Below are 24,086 nucleotides of genomic sequence, written 5' to 3' on the forward strand. Positions count from 1 at the left end.
TATCTCGCTCAAGGCACGGCAGTGACTTGCGAAGGCAGCCACATTGCGATTTCGGGGAAGATCACCAGCAGGCCGAGCAGCGCGAACATGATCAGGTGAAACGGGATCGTGCCCGCGACGACGTCGCTCAGCTTGCCCGACCATATGCTTTGGATCACGAACAGGTTGATGCCGATTGGCGGCGAGATCTGGCCCATCTCGATGAACAGCACCAGGACTACGCCGAACCAGATTGGATCAATGCCGTACTGGACCAGGACCGGATAGAGCAGGGGCACCGTGACCACGATCATGCCGAGGCTTTCGACCAGGCAGCCCAACACCGTGTAAAGAACTAACAGGGCGAAGAAGAACTCCAGCCTGGAAAGCTTCAGGTTGACGAGGAACTGCGTAATCTGCTCGCCGACACCGGCATAACTGATCGCGTAGGAGAACAGGAAAGCGGCATAGACGATGAACAGGATGTTGCCGCAGACGCGCACCGTGGTTTGCAAGGCGTGCCACAGAATCGCGACGCTGAACTCGCCCCAGAAAACTGCAATGATCATCGCCAGCACGCAGCCGACGGCCGCTGCCTCGGTTGGTGTGACCAGACCCGAATAGATGCTGCCGATGGTTCCGCCGATCAGCACCATGAACGGGATGACGTCGAGCAGGGCCGCGAGCAGTTCTCGACCCGAACGAGCGCCAAGCTCGCGCGGAGCGATCTCGGGTCTGAACCAAGCATGCATGGCGATATAGCCCATGAACATTGCGGTCAGCAGCAGGCCCGGCATCACGCCGGCCATAAACAGTTTGGCGACGGAGGTCTCGGTGAAGGTGCCGTAGACGATCATCGCGATGCTGGGCGGGATGAGGATGCCGAGCGTGCCTCCCGCCGCCAACGAGCCCGCGGACAGGCGCGGACTGTATTTGCGTTTCTGCAATTCAGGAAGCGCGACGCGCCCAATCGACGCGGCGGTGACCACGCTCGAGCCGCTGATGGCGGCGAAGATGGCGCAGCCGGCAATGTTGGTTTGCAGCAGGCCGCCGGGAATCCAGGAAACCAGTTTGGACAGGCCGTGATACACCCGCAAGCTCAGCCGGCTCTCCTGCAGGATCTCGGCCATCAGGATGAACAGCGGGATCGCGCTGAGCGTGAAGCTGTTCATGCTGCCCCAACTGACGAGGCCGATACCCTTCAGTCCAGGCAGACCTGCATGCAGCACCAGATAAAGGACAGATGGGACTGTGATCGAAAACGGGATCGTCATTCCCACGCAGAGCAGCCCGACGAAGATCGCCAGGACAAAGATCAGTTCGACGCCCGGAGTCATGACTGCGCACTCCTGCGAAGGCGGCGAGCCTTGGTGAGTATGGTTCGGAGAAGGGCGAGGCAGAGCAGGAACATGCCGATGGCCATGGTGGTCTGCGGCATCCACAGCGGCGTCTGCAGCGGCGTGGGCGCCACGTCCTCCGCGCGCCACGAGTTCATGACCAGGCGCGTCAGCTGCCAGGTAATCGACGCGGAGGCGACCAGCGACATCAGGTCGAAGACGATCTGCGACGCCAGCCGGGCGGATTGTCCGAGGCGGGCCTGAACCAGTTCGACCCGGTGAAATGCGCCATGGGCTTCGGCGACCGACATGCTCAGGAAGGTCATGGCCACCAGCAGATAGCCGCCAATCTCATCGGTGATCTGGAGCGATGTCGCAAACAGATTGCGTGCGATCGCCTCTGCTCCGATCAGGATGATCATGGCCATCAGGAAGAGCGCGCAAATCGCTTCTGAGGCGTTCTCGACCGGGCCAGGGCCCGAGGAGACGTTGTCGATGAAGTGGACGGCGCCGTCAGGCGCCACCTCCTTGATCTCCATGCTGCCAGCCATGATCGATTACCGGCCAAGCGCCGCACGAACCTGCTTGAGCGCGGCCGCAGCATCCGGCCCCTTCGATTTTGCCCATTCATCCCAATAGGCCGAAATCGCCTTGGTGCCGACGTCGAGATCGCCGGGTTGCGGCTCGGTCACCGTCATGCCGCCTTCGGCGAACTTCTTGCTGAGGCTGTCTTCCTCGTCCGCCATCGCCTTGGTGATCAGCGGCATGTTGTCGGTGACGGCCTTGCGGACTTTGGCCTGGATCTCCGGCGACAGCTTGTTGAAGCGCTCCTTGTTCACGATGACGACGGAGTTGAAGTAATTGATGCCCAGCCGGTAATTGAACTTGAGCAAGTCCTTCCAGGTGTTACCGCCGCCGGTGTTGGCAGTGAGGACGCCATCGACGATGCTGCGGTCGAGCGCGGACGGAACTTCCGGGGCGCCGAGCGTGACAGGCACGCCGCCGAGCCGCTTGATGAACTCGCCTTGCTCGGGCGATGTCACGCGGATCTTCTGGCCCTTGACTTCGGCCAGCGACGTCAGCTTCTTGCTCGAGAATGCCACCTGGTAGGGATAGAGGTACTGCCCGAGCACCAGAAGGCCCTTCTTTTCGAACGCCTTTTCCAGGTACGGCGCCATGATGTCCGCCGCCTTTTTGTATTCGCCCAGAGACCGGATCAGCATCGGCAGCCGCAGGACGCCGCCAATCGGCACGTTGCCGAGGAAATATCCGTCGTCGCCCATCTGCACGACGTCGTCGCTGACGGCCTGTGTAATCGTGGTGGTATTGATGGGGAGCGAGCCCCCGAGGTGCAGCCGGACCGACAGCTCGCCGCCGGTGTCCTTTTCGATTTGCTCCGCGACGGCACTCATGCCCTTGGCCGCAGCGACTGTCGCCACGGGATTATAGATATAGAGATCCCATTTCTCGGCGGCTGCGGCTGGCGCTGTAAGGCCCGCGAATGCAAATGCCCCAGCGATCACGCCCGCAAAATGGCGACGGCTCGTCGATATCATTGTTTTCTCCCAAGTCTTTTTGTGGTTGGGCGAAACTATGTTTGATCGCGTTCCCGCCAGCAAGAGAGCGGAGGGGCGTAATCAATCGCATATGTGATAATTGGCGTGATCGTGCCGAACCGTATTGATTGGATTGCGATCACGTAGAAGTTGGACGTCCCGCGCGGAACGCGCCGGCCGTCGCGGCCAATTGAATGAGAGAGCTTCGGGATGGACACGACCCCTGCAGACGGCCCGTTGGGCGGAATTCGCGTCATCGACCTGACCAACGTGATCATGGGACCGTTTGCGACCCACATCATGGCCGATCTCGGGGCTGACGTGGTCAAGATCGAGAGCGAGGAGGGTGACTCCTTTCGCACCTATCGCCCCAATCGCAACGAAGGCATGGCCGGCGGCTTTCTCCATCTCAACCGCAACAAGCGCAGCGTCTTGCTCGACCTGAAGCAGCCCGCGGGAATGGATGCGCTACGCAGGCTGATTGCGACAGCCGACGTGTTCGTCCACTCGTTGCGACCCAAGGCCATCGACAAGCTCGGGCTTAGCTATCAGGCCGTCCGCGCCATCAAGCCTGATATCATCTATTGCGGCGCTTACGGGTTCAGCGAGAAGGGGCCCTACCGCGACAAGGCTGCCTATGACGATATCATCCAGGCCGGCTCCGGGCTCGCTGCATTGCATATGGTCGCGCGCGGCGAGCCGGCCTTCATGCCGACGGTGCTATGCGACAAGCTGTCCGGGCAAGCGATCGCCTATTCGGTGATGGCAGCTCTGTTCCAGCGTGAGCGTGGTGGCGGAGGGCAGGCCATCGAAGTGCCGATGTTCGAGACCACGGCGGAGTTCGCCTATATCGAGCATTTGCTCGGCTTTGCCTTCGAGCCGTCGCTCGGCGACCCCGGCTATGCCCGCGTCGTCAGCCCGCGCCGCAAGCCGTTTCGCACCGGCGACGGTTATATGTGCATCCTTCCCTATTCGGATCGCAACTGGCGCGACTTCTTCGACTTCGTGGGGCGCCCGGAAATGAAGTATGACGCCCGCTTCTTTCCGCTGGTCGAGCGAGTAGCCCATCTTGAGACACTCTACGAGATCATCGAGCAAGAAGCCCCTCGGCATTCTACGGCCTCATGGGTGTCGTTCTGCGACGACGTCAGCATTCCCTGTATGCCCGTCCTGGGTCTCGCCGATCTGCCAAACGACGAACACATGAAGGCGGTCGAGATGTTCAGCCGCGCCGAGCATCCATCGGAGGGAGCATACAAGTCGATACGGGCGCCGGTGTCCTTTAGCTCCTCGCCGTTCCGAATTCGCCGCCATGCGCCGCGGTTGGGCGAACATACGGCCGAGTTGCTCGCGGAGATCGGAGTGCATGTGCCGGAGACAATCTCCCCGAGCGGCAAGAGCAAGTGAGGCGGGTTGATGATGGATATTGTGCCAAAAGACGATTTTGGACGAATGGAGGCTTGAATGCGCGCGTTCCGGTTCGAATCTCTGACCTTACCGCCCGAAGCAGACGCGATGCGGCGCAAGGTCCGCGCCTTCCTGAAGGAGGAGCGTGACGGCGGTCGCTACGCCGCACACCGGACATCCTGGTCGACATTCGATCCGGAGTTCAGCAAGCGCGCCGCCAAGGCGGGCTATATCGGCATGACCTGGCCGAAACGCTATGGCGGTGGCGAATACTCCAACTTGCAGCGCTTCGTCGTGACCGAAGAGATGCTGGCGGCCGGCGCGCCGGGCGGCGCGCACTGGATCGCGGATCGGCAGTCCGGTCCGCAGATTCTCAAGCATGGCAGCGAGCGGGCGCGCGAGCTGATTTTGCCTCGGATTGCCGCGGGCGAGTGCTATTTCGGCATTGGCATGAGCGAACCCGATTCCGGCTCCGACCTTGCGGCCGCCCGCACCAAGGCGGACAAGGTCGAAGGTGGCTGGGTGATCAACGGTACCAAGATCTGGACCTCGAACGCGCACCGCGTCCACTACCTGATCGTGCTGGCTCGCACCGAGCCGCCCAGCGAGAACCGTCACGCCGGCTTGTCCCAGTTCATCGTGGATACGGGCTCGGAAGGCATCGAGATCAGGCCGATCATGAACCTGTCGGGAGGGCACGAGTTCAACGAGGTATTCTTCAAGAACTGCTTCGTTCCCGACGACATGATGATCGGAAAACCCGGCGAAGGCTGGACGCGCGTGACGGGCGAGTTGGCGTTCGAGCGCGCCGGCCCGGATCGCTTTATGTCGGATATCAGGCTTCTCGTCGAACTCGTCGACAAGATCGGGCGCGAGCCGAATGAGCGGCAGGCGGTCGAGATCGGCCGGCTCGCGGCTCACTTCGCCACGTTGCGCCGGATGTCGTCGTCGATCGCCGGGCTATTGGAGCGTGGCGAAAGTCCGGTCACCGAAGCTGCACTGGTCAAGGATGTCGGCACGGCATTCGAGCGGGAAGTTCCGGAAGCGGTGCGGAAGCTGTTGCCGGTCGAGGCAAGTCTCGATGATGATGACGAGTATTCGCAGGCGATGGCACATGTGTTGCTGCACGCGCCATCGTTCACCATTCGCGGCGGCACGCCGGAAATCCTGCGCGGGATGATTGCCCGCGGTCTTGGTCTGCGCTGACGGGGAAATGCCATGGAAGACATGTCCGCCATTGTGCTTGAACAGGCCGATCGCCTCTTTGCGCAACACATCGACAAGAAAGTTCTCTCCGCAGCCGACGCCGGGCAATGGCCTGATGAGCTCTGGGGCGCGGTGGAAGATGCCGGCCTGCCGTTGGCGCTGGTGGCCGAATTGAAGGGCGGCGCAGGGCTCGCGCCCGACGTTGGGGCAAACCTGATCCGCAGGTCCGCATTTCATTCCGCGCCGCTGCCGCTGGCGGAGACCATGATCGCCAACGCACTCTGGACCGACGCGGGTGGCGAAGTCATCGCAGGCGCGGTGACGCTTGCGCCGGTTAATTCGAAGGATCGTATCACGCTCGTCTCGGGTGCAGCAGGCATGGCTTTGCAAGGTATCGCCCGGCATGTCGCCTGGGGCCAGCAGGCTCCGACCGTGCTTGTCCTTGCACGCGACGCGAACGGCAAGGCCTTCCTCTGCCGCGTGCCGACTGCCAAAGCGCGTTCGAACAAGACGCGGCGCAACGTCGCCTACGAGCCGCGCGAAGGTGTCGACTTCAGCGGCGTGCAGTTGGCCGTGAGCGATGTCCTGCCGGCGCCCGCCTGTATCGGAGCTGACGGCCTGATGCCATTCGGCGCGGCTATCCGCGTGCAGCAGATGATCGGCGGGATGGAACGGTGCATGGATTATGCGCTGTCCTACGCCAATGAGCGCGTGCAGTTCGGCCGCCCGATCGCGAAATTCCAGGCCATCCAGCACATGCTGGCGATTGCGGCAGGCCACTTTGCCGCGGCGTCTGCGGCAGGCGACGCCCTGACGGAGTCGCCGCGGCTGGGCGACAACGCGCTGGCCGTGGCGATTGCAAAATCACGATGCGGTGAATCTGCCGGTCAGGTCGCGGCCCTGTGCCATCAGGTCCATGGCGCAATGGGGTTTACCCAGGAACACCCGCTGCACTACGCCACCCGGCGGCTCTGGTCGTGGCGCGACGAATGGGGCGCGGAGCCCTGGTGGCAGGAAAAGATCGGCCGGATGATCTGCGCGCAAGGCGGCGAGGGCCTATGGCCGCTGCTCGTCGACCGACCGGCAGCCGCCGGCGCGGCCTAAATTGAGGCTGTGGGGCGAAGATAGCGCTGCACGACATCGTTGAGCAGCGTGACGATCTCCGTCTGCCGCCGCGTGATGTCCTGGAGAGGGCCGGATACCGCGACCGCAAGCGCGCGGTTCCAGCCGTCGATGCCCTCGGGCAGCGGCACGGCAATCGATCCCGCGCCCGGCGTGACGAGGCCGGCCGAGAAGAAGAACCCCTCACGCCGCGTGCGCTCGACGTTTTCCAGCACCTGATTGATGTCGATCCGGGATATGTCGAGCGCGGCTTCCGCGTTGGTGCGCGTGCACAAGCTGCGGATCTCCTTGTCGCTGCTCGAAGTCAGTAGCGAAAACCCGGTGGCCGACCAGACCACGAGGCGTCTGGAGCCGGGCGGGACATGAAAGCGCATCGTCGCGCGGGCCTGCAAAACGTGAATATACTGCGCATAGATTCCGCTCCGCGCGGCGATGATGACGGTGTCCCCCGTTTTATGGGACAGCTCTTCGAGCATTCGCATCAGGCTGCCGTTTCTGACGGGGCCCTTGTCGAGCCAGGTCCCGAGCAGGGTGACGCGCGGTGAGGGCAGGAAGCTGCGGCTTTCCTGCAGATAATCCATGTAGCCGAGCTCGACGAGGCAGTTGAGCAAGATCGAGGTCGACGATTGCGGAAATCCCAGCCGCTCGGCCACTTCGGCCACGCGCGCGTCCCGCTGGATCTCGTCGAAGAACTCCAGAACTCGCAGCACACGTCCCGCAGACTTGACCGATCCCGCGGCCGGCGGGCCGTAGCTCGTGGCTTCCGTGATCTGATCGTCCGCTGTCGCTCTCTTGCTTTTTCTGGCCATCGTCTGATTGTGCCGGCTATACTGCGGAGATCCGGTGATGCCGAGTCGACATTCTGATTTCATGTCTATCTGACGGCAGGTTAGTCGGGTCGCGCAGGCAGGTCCAGCCGAGTGCATCGACAGGGCCGGTATCCCGTTTCAGCGTAACCGTGATGACTTCCACATCGTGCTCGGCTCTAATATACGGCGACGGTGAATGGTAGCGTCTGAGTCGCTTGTGAGTTTCCAGCTTTCGATCCTGAAGATTCTCGACGGCCAGACCGACGGACGCGCCAGCCTCGAGGTCATCAAGCAGCACCTTGCCATCCTCTATACGAGTGGCCAGGAATGGACCGGACGGATGAATCGGCTCGCCGAACGTGCGCCGGATCTTGATATCTTCGGCCAGAAGCTGGTCGTGCGCGAACCGGGCGTGTGGAGCATCACCGAGGAAGGCCGCAGCTTTCTCGTCATCCTCGAGCGGCCCGCCGCGGTCCATCGCGAAATTGCGTCCGCCGAGCCGAGCCCGGCCGTCCCGATTACGGGGGGCAAGCACTCGGCCGGTACCGCATTTTCGTTGAACGACGCATGCGCCCTCGCGCTCACCTGCCGGTGAAGCGCGGCGCCCGCTTCTCGATGAAATGGGCAACGCCCTCTTTGAAGTCTTCCGTCCCGCGGCAGATCGCGACTTCGCTGTTCGCGAGCTGCGTGGCTTCGGCCAGGGTTTGCCGGGGAGCCGCGGTCAGTTGCTGCTTGATGATCCGCATCGAGCGGGGGGAGCAGAGTTTGGCGAAGTCTGAGGCCGTCTGTTGCACGGTCTCGCGAAAAGTATCCGCGGGCAGCATTCTGACCAGGCCGAGCCGCTCGGCTTCCGCCGCCTCGACCACGCGCCCCGAAAGAAGAAGGTCCGCCGCGTTCATCGGCCCGATGAGCTGACGCAACATCCAGGCGCTGCCGTGCTCCGCGATCAGGCCGCGCCGGGCAAAGGACGTGGTCAGTTTTGCGCCAGCTGCCATGAAGCGGAGATCGCAATACAGCGCGATGCAAAGACCAACGCCCGCGACCGCGCCATTGATGCCCGCAATGATCGGTTTGGGAACGGCGAGCAGGTAGCTGTAGCGCTGCTCCAGATCGTCGTCGCTTATGGGGGGAACGACGGGTGCGGCGGTTGCGGTTCCCGACAACGCGTCGGAGAGGCGGCCCATGTCGGCGCCGGCGCAGAAGCCCCGGCCCGCGCCGGTGATCACGATCGCGCGCACGCCGTCGTCCTCGGACGCGATCGCCATCAGGCGGCGCAGCTCGATCTCCATGACCGGCGTCCAGGCGTTCATCTTGTCCGGCCGGTCGAACGTGATCGTCGCGACGCCATCGGACACTTCGAACTTCATCTGCTCGGCAGAAACCATGGTGACCTCCGTTGGCAAGCCTTCTAGCAAACGCTGGAAATCCGCGAAATGGCTTTCGTCTACGAGAAAACTTTTCTATCTATGTGAAAAAGCAAGCGAGGAAGCATGTCCAAAGAGGTCATCAAGACGGCCAAGCGGCTGTTCGAGATCCTGGAATATTTCGATGAAGTGCAGCGGCCCTTGAGTCTCAAGGAGGTCGCGCTGCGCTTCGGCTACCCCGTCTCAAGCGCGTCCGCGGTCCTCAAGAGCATGGTGGTGCTCGGTTACGTCGACTTTGACCGCTATTCGCGGACCTACATGCCGACGATGCGTATCGTGCAGCTAGGGCACTGGGTGCAGGGCGCGCTTTTTGGCGAGCGCGGAATTTCGGCGCTGGTGAACCACCTCAACAAGGAAACCGAAGAGACCGTCAGCATCGCGACCCAGAGCGACCTTTACATGCAATATATCCATGTCCAACCTTCGCCGCGCACGATCCAGTTTTCGATCAAGCCCGGGACGATCCGGCCGCTCGCGCGTTCGGGCCTCGGATGGATGCTGCTGAGCGCGCGTTCGGACGAGACCATCGAGAAGCTCGTGCGCCGCATCAATTTCGAGGAGGAAGACCGAAAGAAGAAGGTCGACCTGAAGGAGCTGATGCAGAAGCTCCGCAAGATCCGCAAGGATGGTTACGTCATCTCCCTTCACACTGTAACGGCCGGAGCGGGCGTCATCGGGATGTTGTTGCCGGAGCGGCGCCACGGCCGCATCCTGGCGATCGGCGTCGGCGGTCCGGTCGAACGACTGGTATCCAAGCGAACTCAGATCCTGAGATCGCTGCGCGAAGGCATCGACAAATTCGTTACGCGTGAGGATCGCGCATCCGCGACAAATGCCCGCAACTGAACGGATCGATTTTCACATATCTGTAAATACGCGCGCATATCTGTAATGCTCTGGCTTTCAGCTACGTCCCGGCACATTCTTCCGCCCACTCCACGCCTCGAACGCGCGGGGATACAAAATGGTTAGAAGGGTGGAGTCGTGCAGGAGAAGGTCGTCGATCTGAAAACCAAGGACGGGGTGATGAACACGTACGTGTTTCACCCGGACCGTCCAGGACCGTTCCCTGTCGTCATCTTCTATATGGACTCGGTCGGCGTCCGCGAGGAGCTGTCCGACATGTGCCGACGTCTGGCGACAGTCGGCTATTACGTCGTCATGCCGAACATGTACTACCGCATGGTCCGCTGCGTCGATCTCGACGCGAACCGGCTGTGGGACCCCGCCTCCGCGGATAAGCTGGAGTTCATGTGGAAGCTCAACCGCCACCTGACCAACACCATGGTGATGGAAGACAGCCAGGCCATATTCGACTTCCTGGCCACTGAGCCGACTGCGCGGCAGGGCAAGACGGGATGTGTCGGCTATTGCATGAGCGGCCGCTACGTCTATCGCGCGATGGGCGTGTTTCCCGATCGCATGGCCGCCGGCGCCTCCGTCTACGGCGCGCGCCTCGTCACTGACCAGCCGGACTCCGCCCATCTCGTCACCGACAAGATCGAGGGCGAGATCTACTTTGCGCTGGCCGAGCATGATCACTACGCGCCTCCCGAGATGCTCGAGCAGGTATCGCGGGCGATCAAGACGACCGGCATCAACGGGCGGATGGAATACTATCCGGAAGCCGAACACGGCTTCGCTTTTCCAACCCGGCGCCTCTACCACAAGGCCAGCACAGAGCGGCATTGGGAGCGCCTGTTCGATCTCTTTCAGCGCAATCTGAATTGAGCTCGGGCGCTGAGTCCATCAGAAATCAAAGGAGCCGCCGCGTTGCCGCGGGCTGGCGAGACAAATCATAGGGGGAAGAACGATGAAGCGTGCGGATCGCCGAAATGTAATGTTGTCTTTGGGGGCCATCGTGGCGGCGACTGTGCAGCTCGCTGGCGCGCCCGGCGCGATGGCGGCTGACCCGGTCAAGATCGGCCTTGCGCTGCCTCTGAGCGGCGCAGCGGCGACTTATGGGCAGGAATTGCAGCGCGGCGCTGAATATGCAGCCGACCTCGTCAACCAGCGCGGCGGCATTCTCGGCGGCCGGAAGATCGAACTGGTCTTCGAGGATGAGAAGGGCACGCCGCAAGGCGGCGTCGCCGCGGTCCAGAAGCTGATGTCGGTGGGGCGCGTAAAAGCGATAACCGGGGGGACGAACAGCTCGGTCGTGCTTGCCGAATCTTCGGTCACTAAGAAGCGTATCCTGCAAGTAAACGCTGGCGCGCAGGCTGATGCGATCACCGATCAGGGCAGTCCCTGGTTGTTTCAAATCAACAACACGGTGTCGCTCAACTCCGAATCGTTCAATGCCTACATCGTCAAGACGCTAAAGCCGAAGACGGTCGCCTACATGGGCGAGAATTCCGAGTTCAACAAGACGGTCCTTGAGAAACTCAAGGCGAGCCTCCAGTCCGCAGGCATTGAGCTGGTGAGCATCTCTACTTATGACGCCGAGACTAACGATTTCACGTCCATTCTCACCAAGATCAAGGCGAGCAATCCGGACATGATCTACGTCGCCGACGCCTATCCGGCGCGCGCCGCACAACTGTGGAAGCAGGTGCGCCAGCTCGGCGGCTTCAAGATCGAGGTGATGTCGCCGGGCGTGGTGACGCCGGGCATGATCAAGCCATCGGAGGGCGCCATGAACGGCGTCATTACGGGAGAGATATTCATGGCATCAGATCCCGGCGCCGAAGGCAAGGAGTTCGTCGAGAACTATCAGAAGAAGTTCAACTCCTCTCCGGGAAAAGGTGAGCTTGTGATCTTCGAGGCGATTAATCTCATCGCCGCCGCGATGGACAAAGCCGGCACCGACAGCGACTACGACAAGATCTCGAAAGTCATCCGCGAAAACTCCTGGCCGAGCCCGAGGGGACTGCTCAAGTTCGACGAGAAGGGCAGGGCGCGGGCGCCGTACTTCTACATCCAACGAGTCGAAAACGGGGCTGTCGTCCAGGTCGAGCGCGTCGCCTCGAACTGACGATCGCGCGGATCAAATTTAGAAGGCACGTACGGCTTTGGAACTTCTGGTTCAAACCCTCGTCAACGGATTGGTGCTTGGCGCCGGCTATGCCGTCATCGCCGTAGGCCTGACGCTGATCTTCGGAATCGTGGGCATTGCAAACTTCGCCCATGGTGCGTTCTTTGCCATGGGCGGCTATGCCTGCTACCTGCTGACGTCGCGAGGCATGAACTATTTCATCGCTGTTCCGTTGTCGGTGCTGATCGTTGTGGCCATTGGCACCGTCACTGAATGGGTCGTCATCCGTCGCAGCCTGTATGGCGATTCACATCACGGCTCACTGATCGTCACGTTCGCGCTCGGTCAGGCGGCGGTGGCCGGATTGATCCTGATCTTCGGGCCGGACCCGCTCCCGGTGACATCGCCGCTCGGACAAAGCACGATGCGATTTCTCGGTATCTTCGTGACGTCGCAACGCGCGTTCATCTTTGTCTGTTCAGTTCTCGTGCTCGGCGCGCTCGGTCTGTGGCTCCGTCTGAGCATAAAGGGCCAGCAGGTCGTGGCCGTCGCCCAGAACGCGCGTGGCGCGCTCTATTCCGGCATCGATGTTCCCTGGATCCGCGCGCTGGCCTTCGTGCTAGGCGTCGCCGCCGCTGGTCTTGCAGGCGCGCTGTTGGCGCCGATCTCGACGATCTATCCGACCATGGGATACAGCGCCTTGATCGTCGGCTTCACGGTCGTCATCCTGGGCGGGATGGGCAGTATTCCGGGCGCGATGCTGGGTGCGCTTCTCATCGGTGTCGCCAACGCGCTGTTCGAAACTTACGTCTCTGTCTCGTGGACGCCCGCGCTGGGCTGGGGCCTCGTCATCGCCACGCTGCTGTTCCGACCGCAAGGACTGCTTGGCCAAGTCCAGCAGCATCGGCACTGAGATGGCAATCCAGGATTTCGGCATGACGATGGACAGGAAGCGGGCCGGCGCCATGAACGGCGAAAGGGCCGGGCGCGCCGCGCGAGAGGCCATTTACGTCGCATGCGCAGTCGCGGCCATCGCGGCGTTCGCCTTCGCGTTCACCGACCCGTTCGTGGTGACCCTCGCCGGGTACACCTGTGCGTTCGCCCTGTTTGCTCTGAGCATCAACATCATCCTCGGCGGCGTCGGCGAGGTGCCGCTCGGCCAATGCCTGTTTTTCGGCGTCGGCGCTTACGGCGCGGCGATCGGAATGGGCAAGCTCGGGCTGCCGTTCGAGGTCGCGGTACTGATCGCGCTCGTGCTTTCCGTGGTGCTGGCCGCCATCATTGGCGTCATCACGCTGCGTCTGACCGGCGCCTATTTCTCGATCGTGTCCTGGGGCCTGACCGGCGTCGCCATGGTCGCAGCAACGAATCTCGAGGAGATCACCGGGGGACCGCTCGGCCTGTTCGGCTTTCCGCCGATCGAGATCGGTTCGCTCCAGCTGTCGGATCCGCAGACCTACTTCGCGGTCACCGCCACCATTCTTCTGCTTGCGATCGTCTTCCTGGTGGTCCTGCGCCGGTCTCCTTTCGGCGCCGCCATGGACAGTGTCCGCCAGAATCCTCATCTCGCGCGCTCGGTCGGCGTCGATGTGGCGCGCGTCCGGCTTAAGGCTTTCATGCTGAGCGCGCCGTTTGCCGCGCTGGCTGGTGCGCTCGCCGTTCCCTACACGCAGATTGTCACGCCCGAGGTCTTCAGCGTCGCGAACACGGTGGACGGGCTCCTGATGGTTCTGCTGGGCGGCGCGCAGCTGGTGGTCGGACCGGTGATCGGCGCTGCGATGTTCACGCTGATACCGCAGGCTATGAACCTCGATCCGAACGTGAGGATCCTGGTGTTCTCGTCGATCATCATCCTGATCATGATGTTTGCCCCCGGCGGACTGCATCAACTGGGCGTTGCTCTGCGTGACCGGCTCGGAAGGAGGACAGATGACGATCGCAGCCGCTGAGCGTCCCATCGTCTCGGCCCGGGACATCGTCAAGCGATATGGCGGCGTGACGGCCCTGAACGGCGTCAGCCTCGATGTCGAGGAAGGCGAAATCTTTGGCATTATCGGCCCGAATGGTGCGGGCAAGTCGACGCTGTTCGACATCCTCTGCGGCATCACCGTGCCGACCAGCGGATCGATCCGCATCATGGGAAGCGAGATCTCGGGGATGCCGCCGCATCTCATCGCGCGCTCAGGCGTCGCCCGAACCTTTCAGAGAACTGCGGTGTTCGCTGAAAGCACGGTGCTGGAAAATCTCCTGTTCGGGCGCCATGCGAGCTTTCACCACGGCGTCCTTGGCCGCATCGTCGGCAGCAAGTCCTATGTCCGGGATCAGCAGGCCTTCCACGGCCGCGTCGAGGAGGTTCTTGCGTTGATCGGCCTCTACGGAGAGCGGAACCGCAAGGCCGGCGTGCTGGCCTATGGCGTGCAGCGCCGGCTCGCCGTCGGAATCGCATTGATGTCCGATCCGAAGATCATGTTCCTCGACGAGCCCGCCGCCGGCATGAACGGGCGCGAGACCGCCGACTTCATCGCCCTGATCCGTGCGATTGCACCGGGGCGGACCATCCTGATCGTCGAGCACGACATGGCGGTCATCCGGCAGCTCTGCGGCCGCGCGCTCGTCGTCGTCGACGGCAAGCCTGTCGTGGTCGACGCGCCGCATCACGTTCTCAGTCATCCGGAAGTCGTGACCGCCTATTTGGGGGCTGACGATGACGAGTGATGGCACGCTGCTGACCGTCACGGACGTCTCGGCGGCTTACGGCAAGGTCGTCGCGCTCCGCGGCGTCTCGCTCTCCGTCAACCGCGGCGAGATCGTCGCCATCCTCGGCGCCAACGGCGCGGGTAAAACCACGTTGTTGAACGCGATCTCCGGCGTCCTGCCGATCACTGCGGGCCGCATCGAGTTCGCGGATCAGCGCATCGACGGGCGCAAGCCCTGGACGCTCAGCCGGGCCGGCATCAGCCACGTCCCCGAAGGGCGCGAGATCTTTCCGTCGATGACGGTCGAGGCGAATTTGAAGATCGTCGACGCATTCGGCAGCGGTCCCGTGTTTACGGTCGATGACGTGCTCAACATGTTTCCGCGCCTGCGCGAGCGTTTCCGGCAGGCCGCCGGAAATCTCAGCGGCGGCGAGCAGCAGATGCTGGCGATCGGCCGCGGCTTGATGGCGCGTCCGCGGCTCATCCTGTTCGATGAGCCGTCACTCGGTCTGTCGCCGTTCTTCTCCAAATTCGTGCTCGGCGCGATCGGAGCGCTGCGGGCCAGGGGCCTCTCGGCGCTTCTGGTCGAGCAGAATATGCGCGCGGCGCTCAAGATTGCCGACCGGGCCTATGTGCTCAGAGTGGGCTCGATCGTGCGCGAAGGAATGGCCGGCGAAATCGCTGATGCCCCCGACATCCAGGAAGCCTATCTCGGCGCTTAGCGGAAATAGCTCTTTGCAAGGGATTTGAGACAGACACATGCAGGGTCGACGCAATCTTCCGCTCGATGGCCTTACGGTCATCGATCTTGGTCAGGTCTATCAGGGCCCTTACGCAACTTATCTGATGGCCAAGGCCGGGGCCCAGGTAATCAAGATCGAGCCGCTTGCCGGAGAACCGGTTCGTCAGCGCGACAGCGTCAGTCGCGGGTCGGGCGCACCGTTCGCGATGCTGAACGGTCACAAGAAGTGCATCACGCTGGATCTGAAATCCGCGAAGGGCAAGGAGATCCTCAAGCGCCTGGTCAAGGACGCCGATGTCCTGCTGGAAAACTACGCGCCGGGCGTGATGGATCGGCTCGGGATCGGCTGGTCCGTGCTGCACGAGCTCAATCCCCGGCTAGTCTATGCGTCGGGATCCGGTTATGGACTGTCGGGCCCGGATAAGGACAATCTGGCCATGGACGTGACTGTGCAGGCCGTGTCGGGACTCATGAGCGTTACCGGCTTTCCGGATAGCCCGCCCGTCAAGGCCGGTCCGGCGCTGGTCGATTTCATGAGCGGAATTCACCTCTATGCCGGGGTGATGACGGCGTTGTACGAGCGGCAGATCACGGGCGTCGGCCGGCTGGTGGAGGTGGCGATGCAGGAGGCCGTGTTTCCCGCGCTCGCCTCGAACCTGGCCTACATGTACGACATAGGCAGGGCGCCGCCGCGCACCGGCAATAGACACGGCGGGCTCTCCGCGGCGCCATACAATGTCTATCCGGCGAGTGACGGCTACATCGCGATCATTGCGACCAACGACAAGCATTGGGGCAATCTGCTGCAAGCGATCGGACGGACCGAACTCGCGGACGATCCGCGATTCCGCGACAAGGTCGCGCGCGTTCGCAACATGGACGAAACCGACCAGTTGATCGCGGACTGGAGTTCGAAGATCACCCGCGAGGAGGCCTGCGCTGCACTGGCGAAATTCAAAGTGCCGTCCGCACCGGTCCGCGACCTAGAAGAGGTGTGCAACGACCGACACATGCATTCACGCGGCATGCTGGAATGGATCGAGCATCCGCAGTTCGGGCGGATCGTCATTCCGGACAGCCCGATCCGCATTCACGGCGCGGACAGGCTGCCGGCCGCGGTCTCCTCCAGATTGGGCGCGAACACCGATGAGGTGCTGTCGTCGATGCTCGACATGTCGGAGCCCGAGATCGCAGCGCTGCGGAGGGAGGGCGTGATCGGCCCGCGCCCCCCATCCACATAGTGAGAGCATGACGATGTCAGCTTCCGAAACCCTCGTCGTCGAAACAGCCGCGCGTGTCCTTGCGGATCTGGCCGATCCGCAGACCATTGTCCAGAAGCGCGACGATGCTTGGAAGGCGCCGCTTTGGTTGTTTCTTCAGGAGATAGGACTGGACCTCGCCTGGGCTTCCGAGACCGCCGGCGGGGCAGGGGCGTCGCTCGGCGATGGCTTCGGCATCATTCGCGAGGCCGGCCGCGCGGCATTGGGAGTGCCACTCGCGGAAACGCTTCTGGCCGGGTGGCTGCTAGACCGCGCGGGTCTGACCGCGCCGGGCGGGCCGATGACGGTGGCGCCGGTTCGCCCGAAAGATCACCTCACACTCGACAAGACCGGACGCGTCAACGGCCAAGCCCGCATGGTGCCCTTCGCGAGCGATGTCGAGCATCTCGTCGTGCTGGCCAATGGCGACGAGGGGCCGTCGATCGCTCTGGTCCGAACGGCCGATTGCAAGCTGAAGCCCGGCAAAAGCCTCGCGAGCGACGCGCGCGACACCGTGGGTTTCGCGAACGTGCTGCCGGTTCATCGTGCGCGCCTGAAGGAATCGGGAGCGCGCGAGAAGGACGTCCTCCTGCTGATGGGCGCAGCTGTGCGAGCGCAGCAGATTGCGGGCGCTCTGGACAGGATCCTCGAACTTTCGGTTCTTTATTCGCAGCAGCGTGTCGCGTTCGAGAAGCCGATCTCGAAATTCCAGGCGATCCAGCACAGCCTTGCGCGGCTCGGCGGTGAGGTTGCTGCGGCTGCGTCCGCGGCGGCGTCGGCGGCCGATACCATCGCCAACACCGGCTTTGATGACGATGCCGCGCTGCTTGAGATCGCAGCGGCTAAGATTCGCTGCAGCGAGGCCGCCGAGGTCGGAACCGGCATCGCCCATCAGGTGCACGGCGCGATCGGGTTCACCGATGAACATATCTTGCATCGGTTCACGCTGCGCCTTCTTTCATGGCGCGATGAGTTCGGTGACGAAACGTTCTGGAGCCTCAAGCTCGGCGAGTTAATCACCGCCAGAGGTGCCAGGGAACTCTGGCCCCTGCTTGCCTCTCGCTGAAAGGAGCCGCGATGTCTCTCATTCATTTCGACGCCATGCGCCTGCCGGATCATTGCCAGGAGTTGCGCAAGGAGGTCCGGGCGTTCCTTGAGAGCGAGATCGCAGCGGGCACGTTCGATCCCGATCGGCCCGAAGTCGGCGCGAAGAATGCCGATGAATTCTCCCGTCGCGTCGGCGCGAAAGGCTGGATCGGCATGACTTGGCCGAAGAAGTATGGCGGGCAGGAGCGCAGCTTCCTCGAGCGCTATGTCGTCACCGAGGAGATGCGGATTGCCAATGCACCCGTGCGCCGCTTTTTTGTGGCGGATCGGCAGAGCGGCCCAACCCTCATTCGCTACGCGGACGAGAAGATCAAGCAGGACGTGCTTCCCCGTATCATCCGCGGCGAGCTGTTCTTCTGCATCGGCATGAGCGAGCCGAATTCCGGCTCGGATCTGTTCGCGGCGAGCGCGAAGGCGACCAGAACGGACGGAGGCTGGCTGATCAACGGAACGAAAGTCTGGACCAGCAGCGCGCACATCGCGGACTACATGATCGGCCTGTTCCGGACCTCCGGCTCGACCAAGGAAAACCGGCGGCACGGCCTCACGTCGTTCCTGGTCGACATGAAGACGCCTGGCATCACCTGCCGGCCGATCGGGCAGATGAGCGGCCAGCGCGACTTCAACGAGGTCGTGTTCCAGGACGCGTTCATTCCGGACGATCATGTCATCGGGGAGGTCGATGGCGCCTGGAAGCAGGCCACGAGCGAGCTTGCTTACGAGCGCTCGGGGCCTGAGCGGTTTCTCGAAACCTACGATGCGTTGCTTGCGCTTACCAACGCCGCGGGCGCCAAGCCGGACGTGAGGGTGACCGTCGGCATCGGGCGGCTGGTCGCGCAATTGCACACGCTGCGCCGCATGTCCGTTTCGGTGGCGGGGATGCTCGAGGCGGGCCGCGAACCCGTCGTCGAGGCCGCGATCGTCAAGGATCTCGGCACGGTCTGGGAGCAGGGCCTGCCGCATCGGGTCCGCGAGCTCGCTTCGCTGCTCGACCTCGAGGACGACGAAGAGGACGCCTTCCGCAACAAGCTGGATTTCGAGCTCAAGATCGCGCCGAAGCTCACAATCCAGGGCGGCACCACGGAAGTCCTGCGCGGCATCATCGCGCGCGGGCTTGGACTTCGCTGATCAAGACAAAAGGAATCTGACTCCACATGAGCACTGATATCGCGGTTACCACGCAAGGCCATGTCGCAACGATCGAGATCCAGCGGCCACCGCTGAATTATTTCGATCTCCAGCTCATTCGGGACATCGCCGACGCACTCGACAAGATCGATGCGAACGGCGAGATCCGCGCCGTCGTCCTTGCCGCGCAGGGCAAGGCGTTTTGCGCCGGCGCGGATTTCAATACGCCGGCCCAGGACGCGCCGGCCAGTGGCGACCAGCGAGACGGCGGTCACCTCTATATAGAGGCCGTGCGCATCTTCCGGAACAAGAAGCCGATCGTCGCAGCGGTGCAGGGCGCGGCAATCGGCGGCGGCTTTGGTCTGGCGATGTCGGCGGATTTCCGCGTGACGTGTCCCGAGGCCCGTTTTGCCGCGAACTTCACGCGCCTGGGTTTCCATCCCGGCTTCGGACTGACCGTCACGCTGCCCGAGGCCATCGGCAAGCCGAACGCCGAGTTGATGTTCTACACCAGCCGGCGCGTCACTGGTGAGCAGGCACTGGCGATGGGATTGGCGAGCGTTTTGGTCCCTCAGGACCAGGTTCGCGCGGCCGCGATGTCGCTCGCGCAGGAAATTTCCGAATGCTCGCCGCTCGGCCTTCTGTCGACCCGCGCCACCATGCGCGTGGGACTCGCGGACCGCGTCAAGCATGCGACGGATCACGAACTCACCGAGCAGAATCGCCTGCGCGTGACCGACGATTTCCGCGAAGGGGTCAAATCCACGGCGGAGCGCCGGTCCGCCAATTTCACCGGCAAGTGAGGTCACCATGACGGAAAAGCTCGAAAAATTTCCCGAGGGAAGTTGCGATTGCCACGTCCACATCTATGGGCCGTTCGATCGCTTCCCCGTCGACTATTCCGGAAAATTCGCTCCGAAGCAGGAGTTCCCAGTCGATATGCTGTTCGACGCCTGGAAGACGATCGGCATTTCGCGCGGCGTGATCGTCCATGCCGGCAATGCCGGCTCGGACAACGAGGTGACGCTCGAGGCCTTGAAGCGCTTTCCGGACAAACTGCGCGCCGTCGCGATCCTCAATCAGGATGTCACAGACAAGCGGCTGGACGAGTTGACCGATGCCGGCTTCAAGGGCGTGCGCATCAATCTCCTGTATCAGGACGGCAAGCCCGTGTTGTCGGGCGGCGGCATGAATCTGGACGACCTGAAGGCCTTGGCGCCGCGCATCGCCGAGCGCGGTTGGCACGCGCAGCTCTGGATCGAGACCGGCGATCTGCAGCAACTGGCGCCCGAAATCGAGAAGCTCCCGCTCGACTTCGTCATCGACCATCAGGGTCGCACCATGGCAGACAAGACCGTCAATTACAGTGGCTACCAGTGGTTCTGCGACCGCGGCCTCAAGAGCGGCCGCTATTGGTGCAAGCTGTCCGGTGCGGATCGCAACACGCGAGTCGGCAGCCCGTACAAGGACACCGAGGACTTCATGAAGGCGCTGGTCGCGGCCAACCCCGACCGGCTGGTCTGGGGCAGCGACTGGCCGCACGTCGGCCACGCCGACGACGCCGTCCCGAAGGAGTCCGTGCTGATGGATCTGTTCAGGCGCTGCGTGCCCGACCAGGCCGTCCGCAGGAAGATCCTGATCGACAATCCGGCCAGACTCTACGGCTTCTGAGAGCCGAGAGCTGCGAAAGGATTACGCGGGGCTGGTCCCGGCAGGGTTCTTGGGCCGTAGAGCCGCTGTCGAACTCGCCGTTGCGATGAGCACGTCGTTTGAATCCCGCAGCTCGGCTTCCAGGAAGCCGACGCTGCGTCCCTGCCGGACGACCTTGCCGTAAGCCCGATACAGGCCCGGGTGTGCGGGCAGCAGGAATGCGACCTTGATCTCGAGGCTCGCGACTGTAATCAGGTATTCGCCGCGCAGCAGGCTCGCGGTCGCCATGGCCGCATCGAGCCAGCCCGTCACGATTCCACCCTGTACGATGCCGCCCCTGGGATGTCCTTCGGTGGAATGGCAATGCCGAGGCTCGGCATGCCATTCGATCACGACACGATCGCGTGTCTGATCATAGGAAACGGCGCCGACGCCGAGCAACTCCCACGCCGCCGGCCGTCGCGCCTCGGTCTGCTTGATCAAGTATTCGTACGACATGTCTGGTGATAGCCCGTAACTGCTGGATGTTCACGAGGCGAGCCGCAGCACGCCTCGCAAACAATCAGCACAGGCAATGTCGCTACACAACAGCGCCCGGCGGAGATCAGCTATCCGACGCGATGCCCTTTTGCCACGTGGAGGGATTTCCGCCAAAGCCGCGGCGGGCCCGTTTTTCGAGCCAGTAGCCCATTTGCGGTGGGACCGCGCTGAAGGTCGGATCGACGCCGAGCTTCTGCGCCGCGTCCATCGCCCAGTTCGGGTTGTGGATGAACTCTCGGCCGACAGCGACGAGGTCGGCTTTCTTGTCCTGAAGGATCGCTTCGGCCTGATCGCCGTGAATGATGAGGCCGACCGCCATGGTCATGATGTCTGCCTCGCGGCGGATATAGTCCGCAAACTGGACCTGATAGCCGTACTCGTTGAGGCGGAAGAAGTTGGGGACCTTACTGTTGAGGCCGCCGGTGCTGCAGTCGATGACGTCGACGCCCTTCGTCTTGAAGATGCGGACCAGCCTGGCGTTCTCAGCCGGACCCCAGCCCGCCTCGTCTTCGATCGAAAGACGGACGAACAGCGGCTTTGGCGCCGGCCAGTTGGCGCGCACGGACTCGGCGACCTCGATGGCAAATCTCATCCGGTTGGCTTCGCTGCCGCCATAGTCGTCCGTTCGCTGGTTCGCCTCAGGCGACAGGAACGAATGGATCAGATAGCCATGGGCGGCATGCAGCTCGACGACGTCGAAGCCGGCCTGGTCGGCGCGCGCCGCCGCCTTGCCCCAGGCGTCGATCGCATCAGGAATCTCGTGACGCTCCAGTGCGCGCGGCGTGAAATAGCCATTGCCGAACGCAAGCGCGCTCGGACCGATCAGGCCCCAGCCGTCGACGTCGTCGACGGCTGCAAGCTCTTGGGCGGAGAGGGTTCCATCTCCCTCCCAGGGACGCCGGGCCTTTCCCTTCCGGCCGGTGTGTCCAAGCTGGATGCCGGCTGCAGCGCCGTTCGACTTGATGAAGCTCGCGATGTCGCGAAGCGGCGCGATGAACTTGTCGTCCCAGATGCCGAGGTCCCCGACCGTCCCGCAGCCGCGGCGCTCGACCTTGGTCGACTCGACGATGACAAGGCCCGCGCCGCCTGCGGCGAACTTGCCCGCATTGGTGATGTGCCAGGGGGTCGGAAAGCCGCGGTCTGCAACGTATTGCAGCATCGGCGGGACCACGATCCGGTTCTTGATCTCGACATCACGGATACGTAGTGGTGAGAACAGCAGCGTCTCGTCCATCCGGCCTCCCTTGTTGATTTCAGATTAGGGAGCTGGCCCACATATGCCAATGCACGTCAGGGACGGCATCGCATTTCTATGGATGTGAAAAGAGGGGCTGACGATACCTTGTTGGCTGAACGGCGTCGTTCACGCGACCGTTGACCTCCGCTATTCTGTGTCCGGATGGTCTGCAAGAATTGTCGCCAACGCTTTTCCCGATTTCGCGAGAATCTTCTGCCTTGCTTCCGCGATCTGCTCCAGGGGGGGTGCGATCTCCCGCAATCCCATCTCGACCCCAAGATCGTTGAGGGCTCTCTGGTCGAACGCGATCGAGTCGTCGGCCCAGCGGTTCATCTGCTCCGCCCAGAGCTTGCAAAGATCGTTGGCGGAGAGTTGTTCGTACCGGCGGCCGCGTACGAGATAGGATTGCCGATTGTCCAATTGACGATTCTTGAGCAGCAGCTCGACAGCTTCTCGCGCCTGATCGGTCATGGACCACCATTTCCCGAAACGTGTCGTCGAGATCCTCAATTCGGGTTCGTTGCGAGATAAGCATAAACTCTGCGGGACCGGAAGCCAAGCCGGCCACTTCATCCCGATCGAGCGGTGGAAGCCGCGCCCTGAGCGGCAGCCCAGTGCTGCCGCTCAAAGATCCTTCACGAAGCCTGGAGATCAGGACTTCTTCATCAGCGAACACTTGCTCTGTTCGCGGGGAATGTTGGCGTCTTCGGCCGGGACCGTTGCGACGACGTCGTAGAAGTCCCACGGCCCCTTGGACTGCTCCACCGTCTTTGCCCGCAGCAGGTAGTAGTCGTGGATGTGCATGCCGTCCTCGCGAACGTAACCCTTCTCCGAGAAGAAGTCGCTCACGGGCATCGAACGGAATTTTGCGAGCACGGCTGCGGTGTCGAGGGTTCCAGCAGCTTCGACGGCCTTCAGATAGTGCAAGGTGGCCGAGTAGATGCCGGCCTGGACCATGGTCGGCATGCGGCCGACCTTGTCGAAGAAGCGCTTCCCGAACGCGCGCGAACCGTCATTCCGATTCCAATAGAAGGCTTCCGAGGTGTACAGACCCTGCAGATTGGGAAGACCCACCGACTTGGCATCTGTGATCTGGAACAGCAGAGCCGCGACCCTCATCTTGCTCTTCTGTCCGAGCAGGCCGAACTCGTGCGCCTGCATCAGCGAATTGGTTGTGTCGCCGCCGGCATTGGCGAGAGCCAGCACGTTGGCGCTCGAGTTCTGCGCCTGCAGCAGGAACGACGAGAAGTCGCTGGTGTTGAAGGGGTGCCGCACCGAGCCGACCACCTTGCCGCCGGACTCCTTGAGCACGGCGGACGCATCGTTCTCGAAAGCTTGTCCGAAAGCATAGTCGGCCGTCAGGAAGTACCATTCGTTGCCACCCTGTCCCAAAAGCGCCTTCGCGGTGCTGCGCGCCAGGGTGTAGGTGTTGTAGGTCCACTGGAAGGTGTTAGGAGAGCATTTCTCGTTCGTGATGGCGGATGCGCCAGCCGACGACACGATCATTATCTTGTTCTTGTCCCGGACCAGATCAGCCAGAGCCAGCGCGACCGCGGAGTTTCCGATATCGAGAATGACATCGACGTTCTCCGTGTCGATCCATCGCCTGGCGATGCCCGAGGCGATGTCCGTCTTGTTCTGGTGATCGGCGAACACGAGCTCGATCGGCCGTCCCAGCAATTTTCCGCCGAAATCGGCGATCGCCATCTTGGCGACTTCAACGGCTGCAGGCCCCGCGGCATCCGCATATTGGCCCGACTGATCGTTGAGAACGCCGAGCTTGACCGGCTTCGACGCAGGCGTCTGCGCGTGAGCCGAAGCAAGACTGAGGAAAACCATCGACGCAGCCAGTACATTTCTCATTTTCACTCCCCTTTGAATTTTTTTGACTTTCGAGATCAGGATTGATCTTG

25 protein-coding genes are annotated in these 24,086 nt (G+C 62.5%); 16 read left to right on the forward strand and 9 right to left on the reverse strand.

Annotated features, from left to right (window positions below; all coding sequences use genetic code 11):
* Positions 1-8: 8 nt before the first annotated feature.
* From IVB50_RS41345 to dctP, 3 genes are read right to left on the reverse strand one after another with little or no spacing between them, the layout of a single operon-like run.
* Entirely contained in the window at positions 9-1,421 is a 1,413-nt protein-coding gene (locus tag IVB50_RS41345) for a TRAP transporter large permease (protein WP_247300389.1), read from the reverse strand.
* Positions 1,313-1,867: a TRAP transporter small permease gene (locus IVB50_RS41350; RefSeq protein ID WP_247300391.1), complete on the reverse strand. Its 555-nt coding sequence runs from the start codon at positions 1,865-1,867 to the stop codon at positions 1,313-1,315. Before IVB50_RS41350 ends, IVB50_RS41345 begins: the two co-directional genes overlap by 109 nt.
* A 6-nt stretch (positions 1,868-1,873) precedes the next feature.
* Positions 1,874-2,872 (reverse strand): TRAP transporter substrate-binding protein DctP, encoded by a 999-nt coding sequence (gene dctP, locus IVB50_RS41355; protein WP_247300392.1) that lies wholly within the window; start codon positions 2,870-2,872, stop codon positions 1,874-1,876.
* Positions 2,873-3,082: 210 nt separating this feature from the next.
* Between dctP and IVB50_RS41360 the strand changes: the two genes are divergently transcribed.
* From IVB50_RS41360 to IVB50_RS41370, 3 genes are read left to right on the forward strand one after another with little or no spacing between them, the layout of a single operon-like run.
* Positions 3,083-4,279 carry a CoA transferase gene (locus IVB50_RS41360; protein ID WP_247300395.1) on the forward strand — a complete coding sequence of 399 codons (1,197 nt, stop codon included), beginning with the start codon at positions 3,083-3,085 and terminating at the stop codon, positions 4,277-4,279.
* 57 nt (positions 4,280-4,336) lie between these two features.
* Positions 4,337-5,485 carry an acyl-CoA dehydrogenase family protein gene (locus IVB50_RS41365; protein ID WP_247300396.1) on the forward strand — a complete coding sequence of 383 codons (1,149 nt, stop codon included), beginning with the start codon at positions 4,337-4,339 and terminating at the stop codon, positions 5,483-5,485.
* A gap of 12 nt (positions 5,486-5,497) precedes the next feature.
* Entirely contained in the window at positions 5,498-6,589 is a 1,092-nt protein-coding gene (locus IVB50_RS41370) for an acyl-CoA dehydrogenase family protein (RefSeq protein ID WP_247300397.1), read from the forward strand.
* Here IVB50_RS41370 and IVB50_RS41375 read toward each other — a convergent pair.
* Positions 6,586-7,416: a helix-turn-helix domain-containing protein gene (locus tag IVB50_RS41375; protein ID WP_247300398.1), complete on the reverse strand. Its 831-nt coding sequence runs from the start codon at positions 7,414-7,416 to the stop codon at positions 6,586-6,588. The two genes, IVB50_RS41370 and IVB50_RS41375, sit on opposite strands and share 4 nt — an antisense overlap.
* A 217-nt stretch (positions 7,417-7,633) precedes the next feature.
* Here IVB50_RS41375 and IVB50_RS41380 point away from each other — a divergent pair, with 217 nt between their 5' ends.
* Entirely contained in the window at positions 7,634-8,011 is a 378-nt protein-coding gene (locus IVB50_RS41380; protein ID WP_247300399.1) for a hypothetical protein, read from the forward strand.
* On the opposite strand, the gene IVB50_RS41385 is transcribed toward IVB50_RS41380, so the two are convergent.
* A complete protein-coding gene (locus IVB50_RS41385) occupies positions 7,998-8,801 on the reverse strand; it encodes an enoyl-CoA hydratase-related protein (protein WP_247300400.1) in 804 nt (267 codons plus the stop codon). The genes IVB50_RS41380 and IVB50_RS41385 overlap by 14 nt on opposite strands.
* Positions 8,802-8,906: 105 nt before the next feature.
* Here IVB50_RS41385 and IVB50_RS41390 point away from each other — a divergent pair, with 105 nt between their 5' ends.
* The 12 genes from IVB50_RS41390 (at position 8,907) to IVB50_RS41445 (ending at position 20,417) form a co-directional block, all read left to right on the forward strand.
* Positions 8,907-9,686, forward strand: a complete 780-nt coding sequence (locus IVB50_RS41390; RefSeq protein ID WP_247300401.1) for an IclR family transcriptional regulator C-terminal domain-containing protein — start codon at positions 8,907-8,909, stop codon at positions 9,684-9,686.
* 138 nt (positions 9,687-9,824) lie between these two features.
* The gene (locus tag IVB50_RS41395) at positions 9,825-10,571 is read left to right on the forward strand and encodes a dienelactone hydrolase family protein (protein WP_247300402.1); all 747 of its coding nucleotides are present in this window, start codon (positions 9,825-9,827) and stop codon (positions 10,569-10,571) included.
* A gap of 109 nt (positions 10,572-10,680) precedes the next feature.
* Positions 10,681-11,814 carry an ABC transporter substrate-binding protein gene (locus IVB50_RS41400; RefSeq protein ID WP_247300404.1) on the forward strand — a complete coding sequence of 378 codons (1,134 nt, stop codon included), beginning with the start codon at positions 10,681-10,683 and terminating at the stop codon, positions 11,812-11,814.
* A 70-nt stretch (positions 11,815-11,884) separates the two neighbouring features.
* The gene (locus IVB50_RS41405; RefSeq protein ID WP_249808541.1) at positions 11,885-12,727 is read left to right on the forward strand and encodes a branched-chain amino acid ABC transporter permease; all 843 of its coding nucleotides are present in this window, start codon (positions 11,885-11,887) and stop codon (positions 12,725-12,727) included.
* Positions 12,728-12,749: 22 nt separating this feature from the next.
* The gene (locus tag IVB50_RS41410) at positions 12,750-13,763 is read left to right on the forward strand and encodes a branched-chain amino acid ABC transporter permease (RefSeq protein ID WP_247300406.1); all 1,014 of its coding nucleotides are present in this window, start codon (positions 12,750-12,752) and stop codon (positions 13,761-13,763) included.
* Complete coding sequence (locus IVB50_RS41415) at positions 13,744-14,529, forward strand: ABC transporter ATP-binding protein (RefSeq protein WP_247300408.1); 786 nt, start codon at positions 13,744-13,746, stop codon at positions 14,527-14,529. The genes IVB50_RS41410 and IVB50_RS41415 overlap by 20 nt, the downstream gene beginning before the upstream one ends.
* Positions 14,519-15,232 carry an ABC transporter ATP-binding protein gene (locus IVB50_RS41420; RefSeq protein ID WP_247300410.1) on the forward strand — a complete coding sequence of 238 codons (714 nt, stop codon included), beginning with the start codon at positions 14,519-14,521 and terminating at the stop codon, positions 15,230-15,232. Before IVB50_RS41415 ends, IVB50_RS41420 begins: the two co-directional genes overlap by 11 nt.
* Before the next feature lie 37 nt (positions 15,233-15,269).
* Positions 15,270-16,493: a CoA transferase gene (locus IVB50_RS41425; RefSeq protein ID WP_247300412.1), complete on the forward strand. Its 1,224-nt coding sequence runs from the start codon at positions 15,270-15,272 to the stop codon at positions 16,491-16,493.
* Between the two features lie 13 nt (positions 16,494-16,506).
* Positions 16,507-17,577 carry an acyl-CoA dehydrogenase family protein gene (locus IVB50_RS41430; RefSeq protein WP_247300414.1) on the forward strand — a complete coding sequence of 357 codons (1,071 nt, stop codon included), beginning with the start codon at positions 16,507-16,509 and terminating at the stop codon, positions 17,575-17,577.
* A gap of 11 nt (positions 17,578-17,588) precedes the next feature.
* Entirely contained in the window at positions 17,589-18,746 is a 1,158-nt protein-coding gene (locus IVB50_RS41435; protein WP_247300416.1) for an acyl-CoA dehydrogenase family protein, read from the forward strand.
* A gap of 26 nt (positions 18,747-18,772) precedes the next feature.
* Positions 18,773-19,549 (forward strand): enoyl-CoA hydratase/isomerase family protein, encoded by a 777-nt coding sequence (locus IVB50_RS41440; protein WP_247300419.1) that lies wholly within the window; start codon positions 18,773-18,775, stop codon positions 19,547-19,549.
* A 7-nt stretch (positions 19,550-19,556) separates the two neighbouring features.
* Positions 19,557-20,417: an amidohydrolase family protein gene (locus tag IVB50_RS41445; RefSeq protein ID WP_247300421.1), complete on the forward strand. Its 861-nt coding sequence runs from the start codon at positions 19,557-19,559 to the stop codon at positions 20,415-20,417.
* A gap of 21 nt (positions 20,418-20,438) precedes the next feature.
* On the opposite strand, the gene IVB50_RS41450 is transcribed toward IVB50_RS41445, so the two are convergent.
* From IVB50_RS41450 to IVB50_RS41465, 4 genes are all read right to left on the reverse strand, one after another.
* Positions 20,439-20,894: a PaaI family thioesterase gene (locus tag IVB50_RS41450; RefSeq protein WP_247300423.1), complete on the reverse strand. Its 456-nt coding sequence runs from the start codon at positions 20,892-20,894 to the stop codon at positions 20,439-20,441.
* Between the two features lie 106 nt (positions 20,895-21,000).
* Positions 21,001-22,170, reverse strand: coding sequence for an NADH:flavin oxidoreductase/NADH oxidase (locus IVB50_RS41455; RefSeq protein ID WP_247300425.1), 1,170 nt, complete (start codon positions 22,168-22,170; stop codon positions 21,001-21,003).
* 150 nt (positions 22,171-22,320) lie between these two features.
* Positions 22,321-22,644: a hypothetical protein gene (locus IVB50_RS41460; RefSeq protein WP_247300428.1), complete on the reverse strand. Its 324-nt coding sequence runs from the start codon at positions 22,642-22,644 to the stop codon at positions 22,321-22,323.
* 180 nt (positions 22,645-22,824) lie between these two features.
* Positions 22,825-24,036: an ABC transporter substrate-binding protein gene (locus IVB50_RS41465; RefSeq protein WP_247300430.1), complete on the reverse strand. Its 1,212-nt coding sequence runs from the start codon at positions 24,034-24,036 to the stop codon at positions 22,825-22,827.
* Positions 24,037-24,086: the final 50 nt, after the last annotated feature.

The sequence above is a fragment of the Bradyrhizobium sp. 87 genome, from assembly GCF_023073015.1.
Taxonomy (GTDB): domain Bacteria; phylum Pseudomonadota; class Alphaproteobacteria; order Rhizobiales; family Xanthobacteraceae; genus Bradyrhizobium; species Bradyrhizobium canariense_D.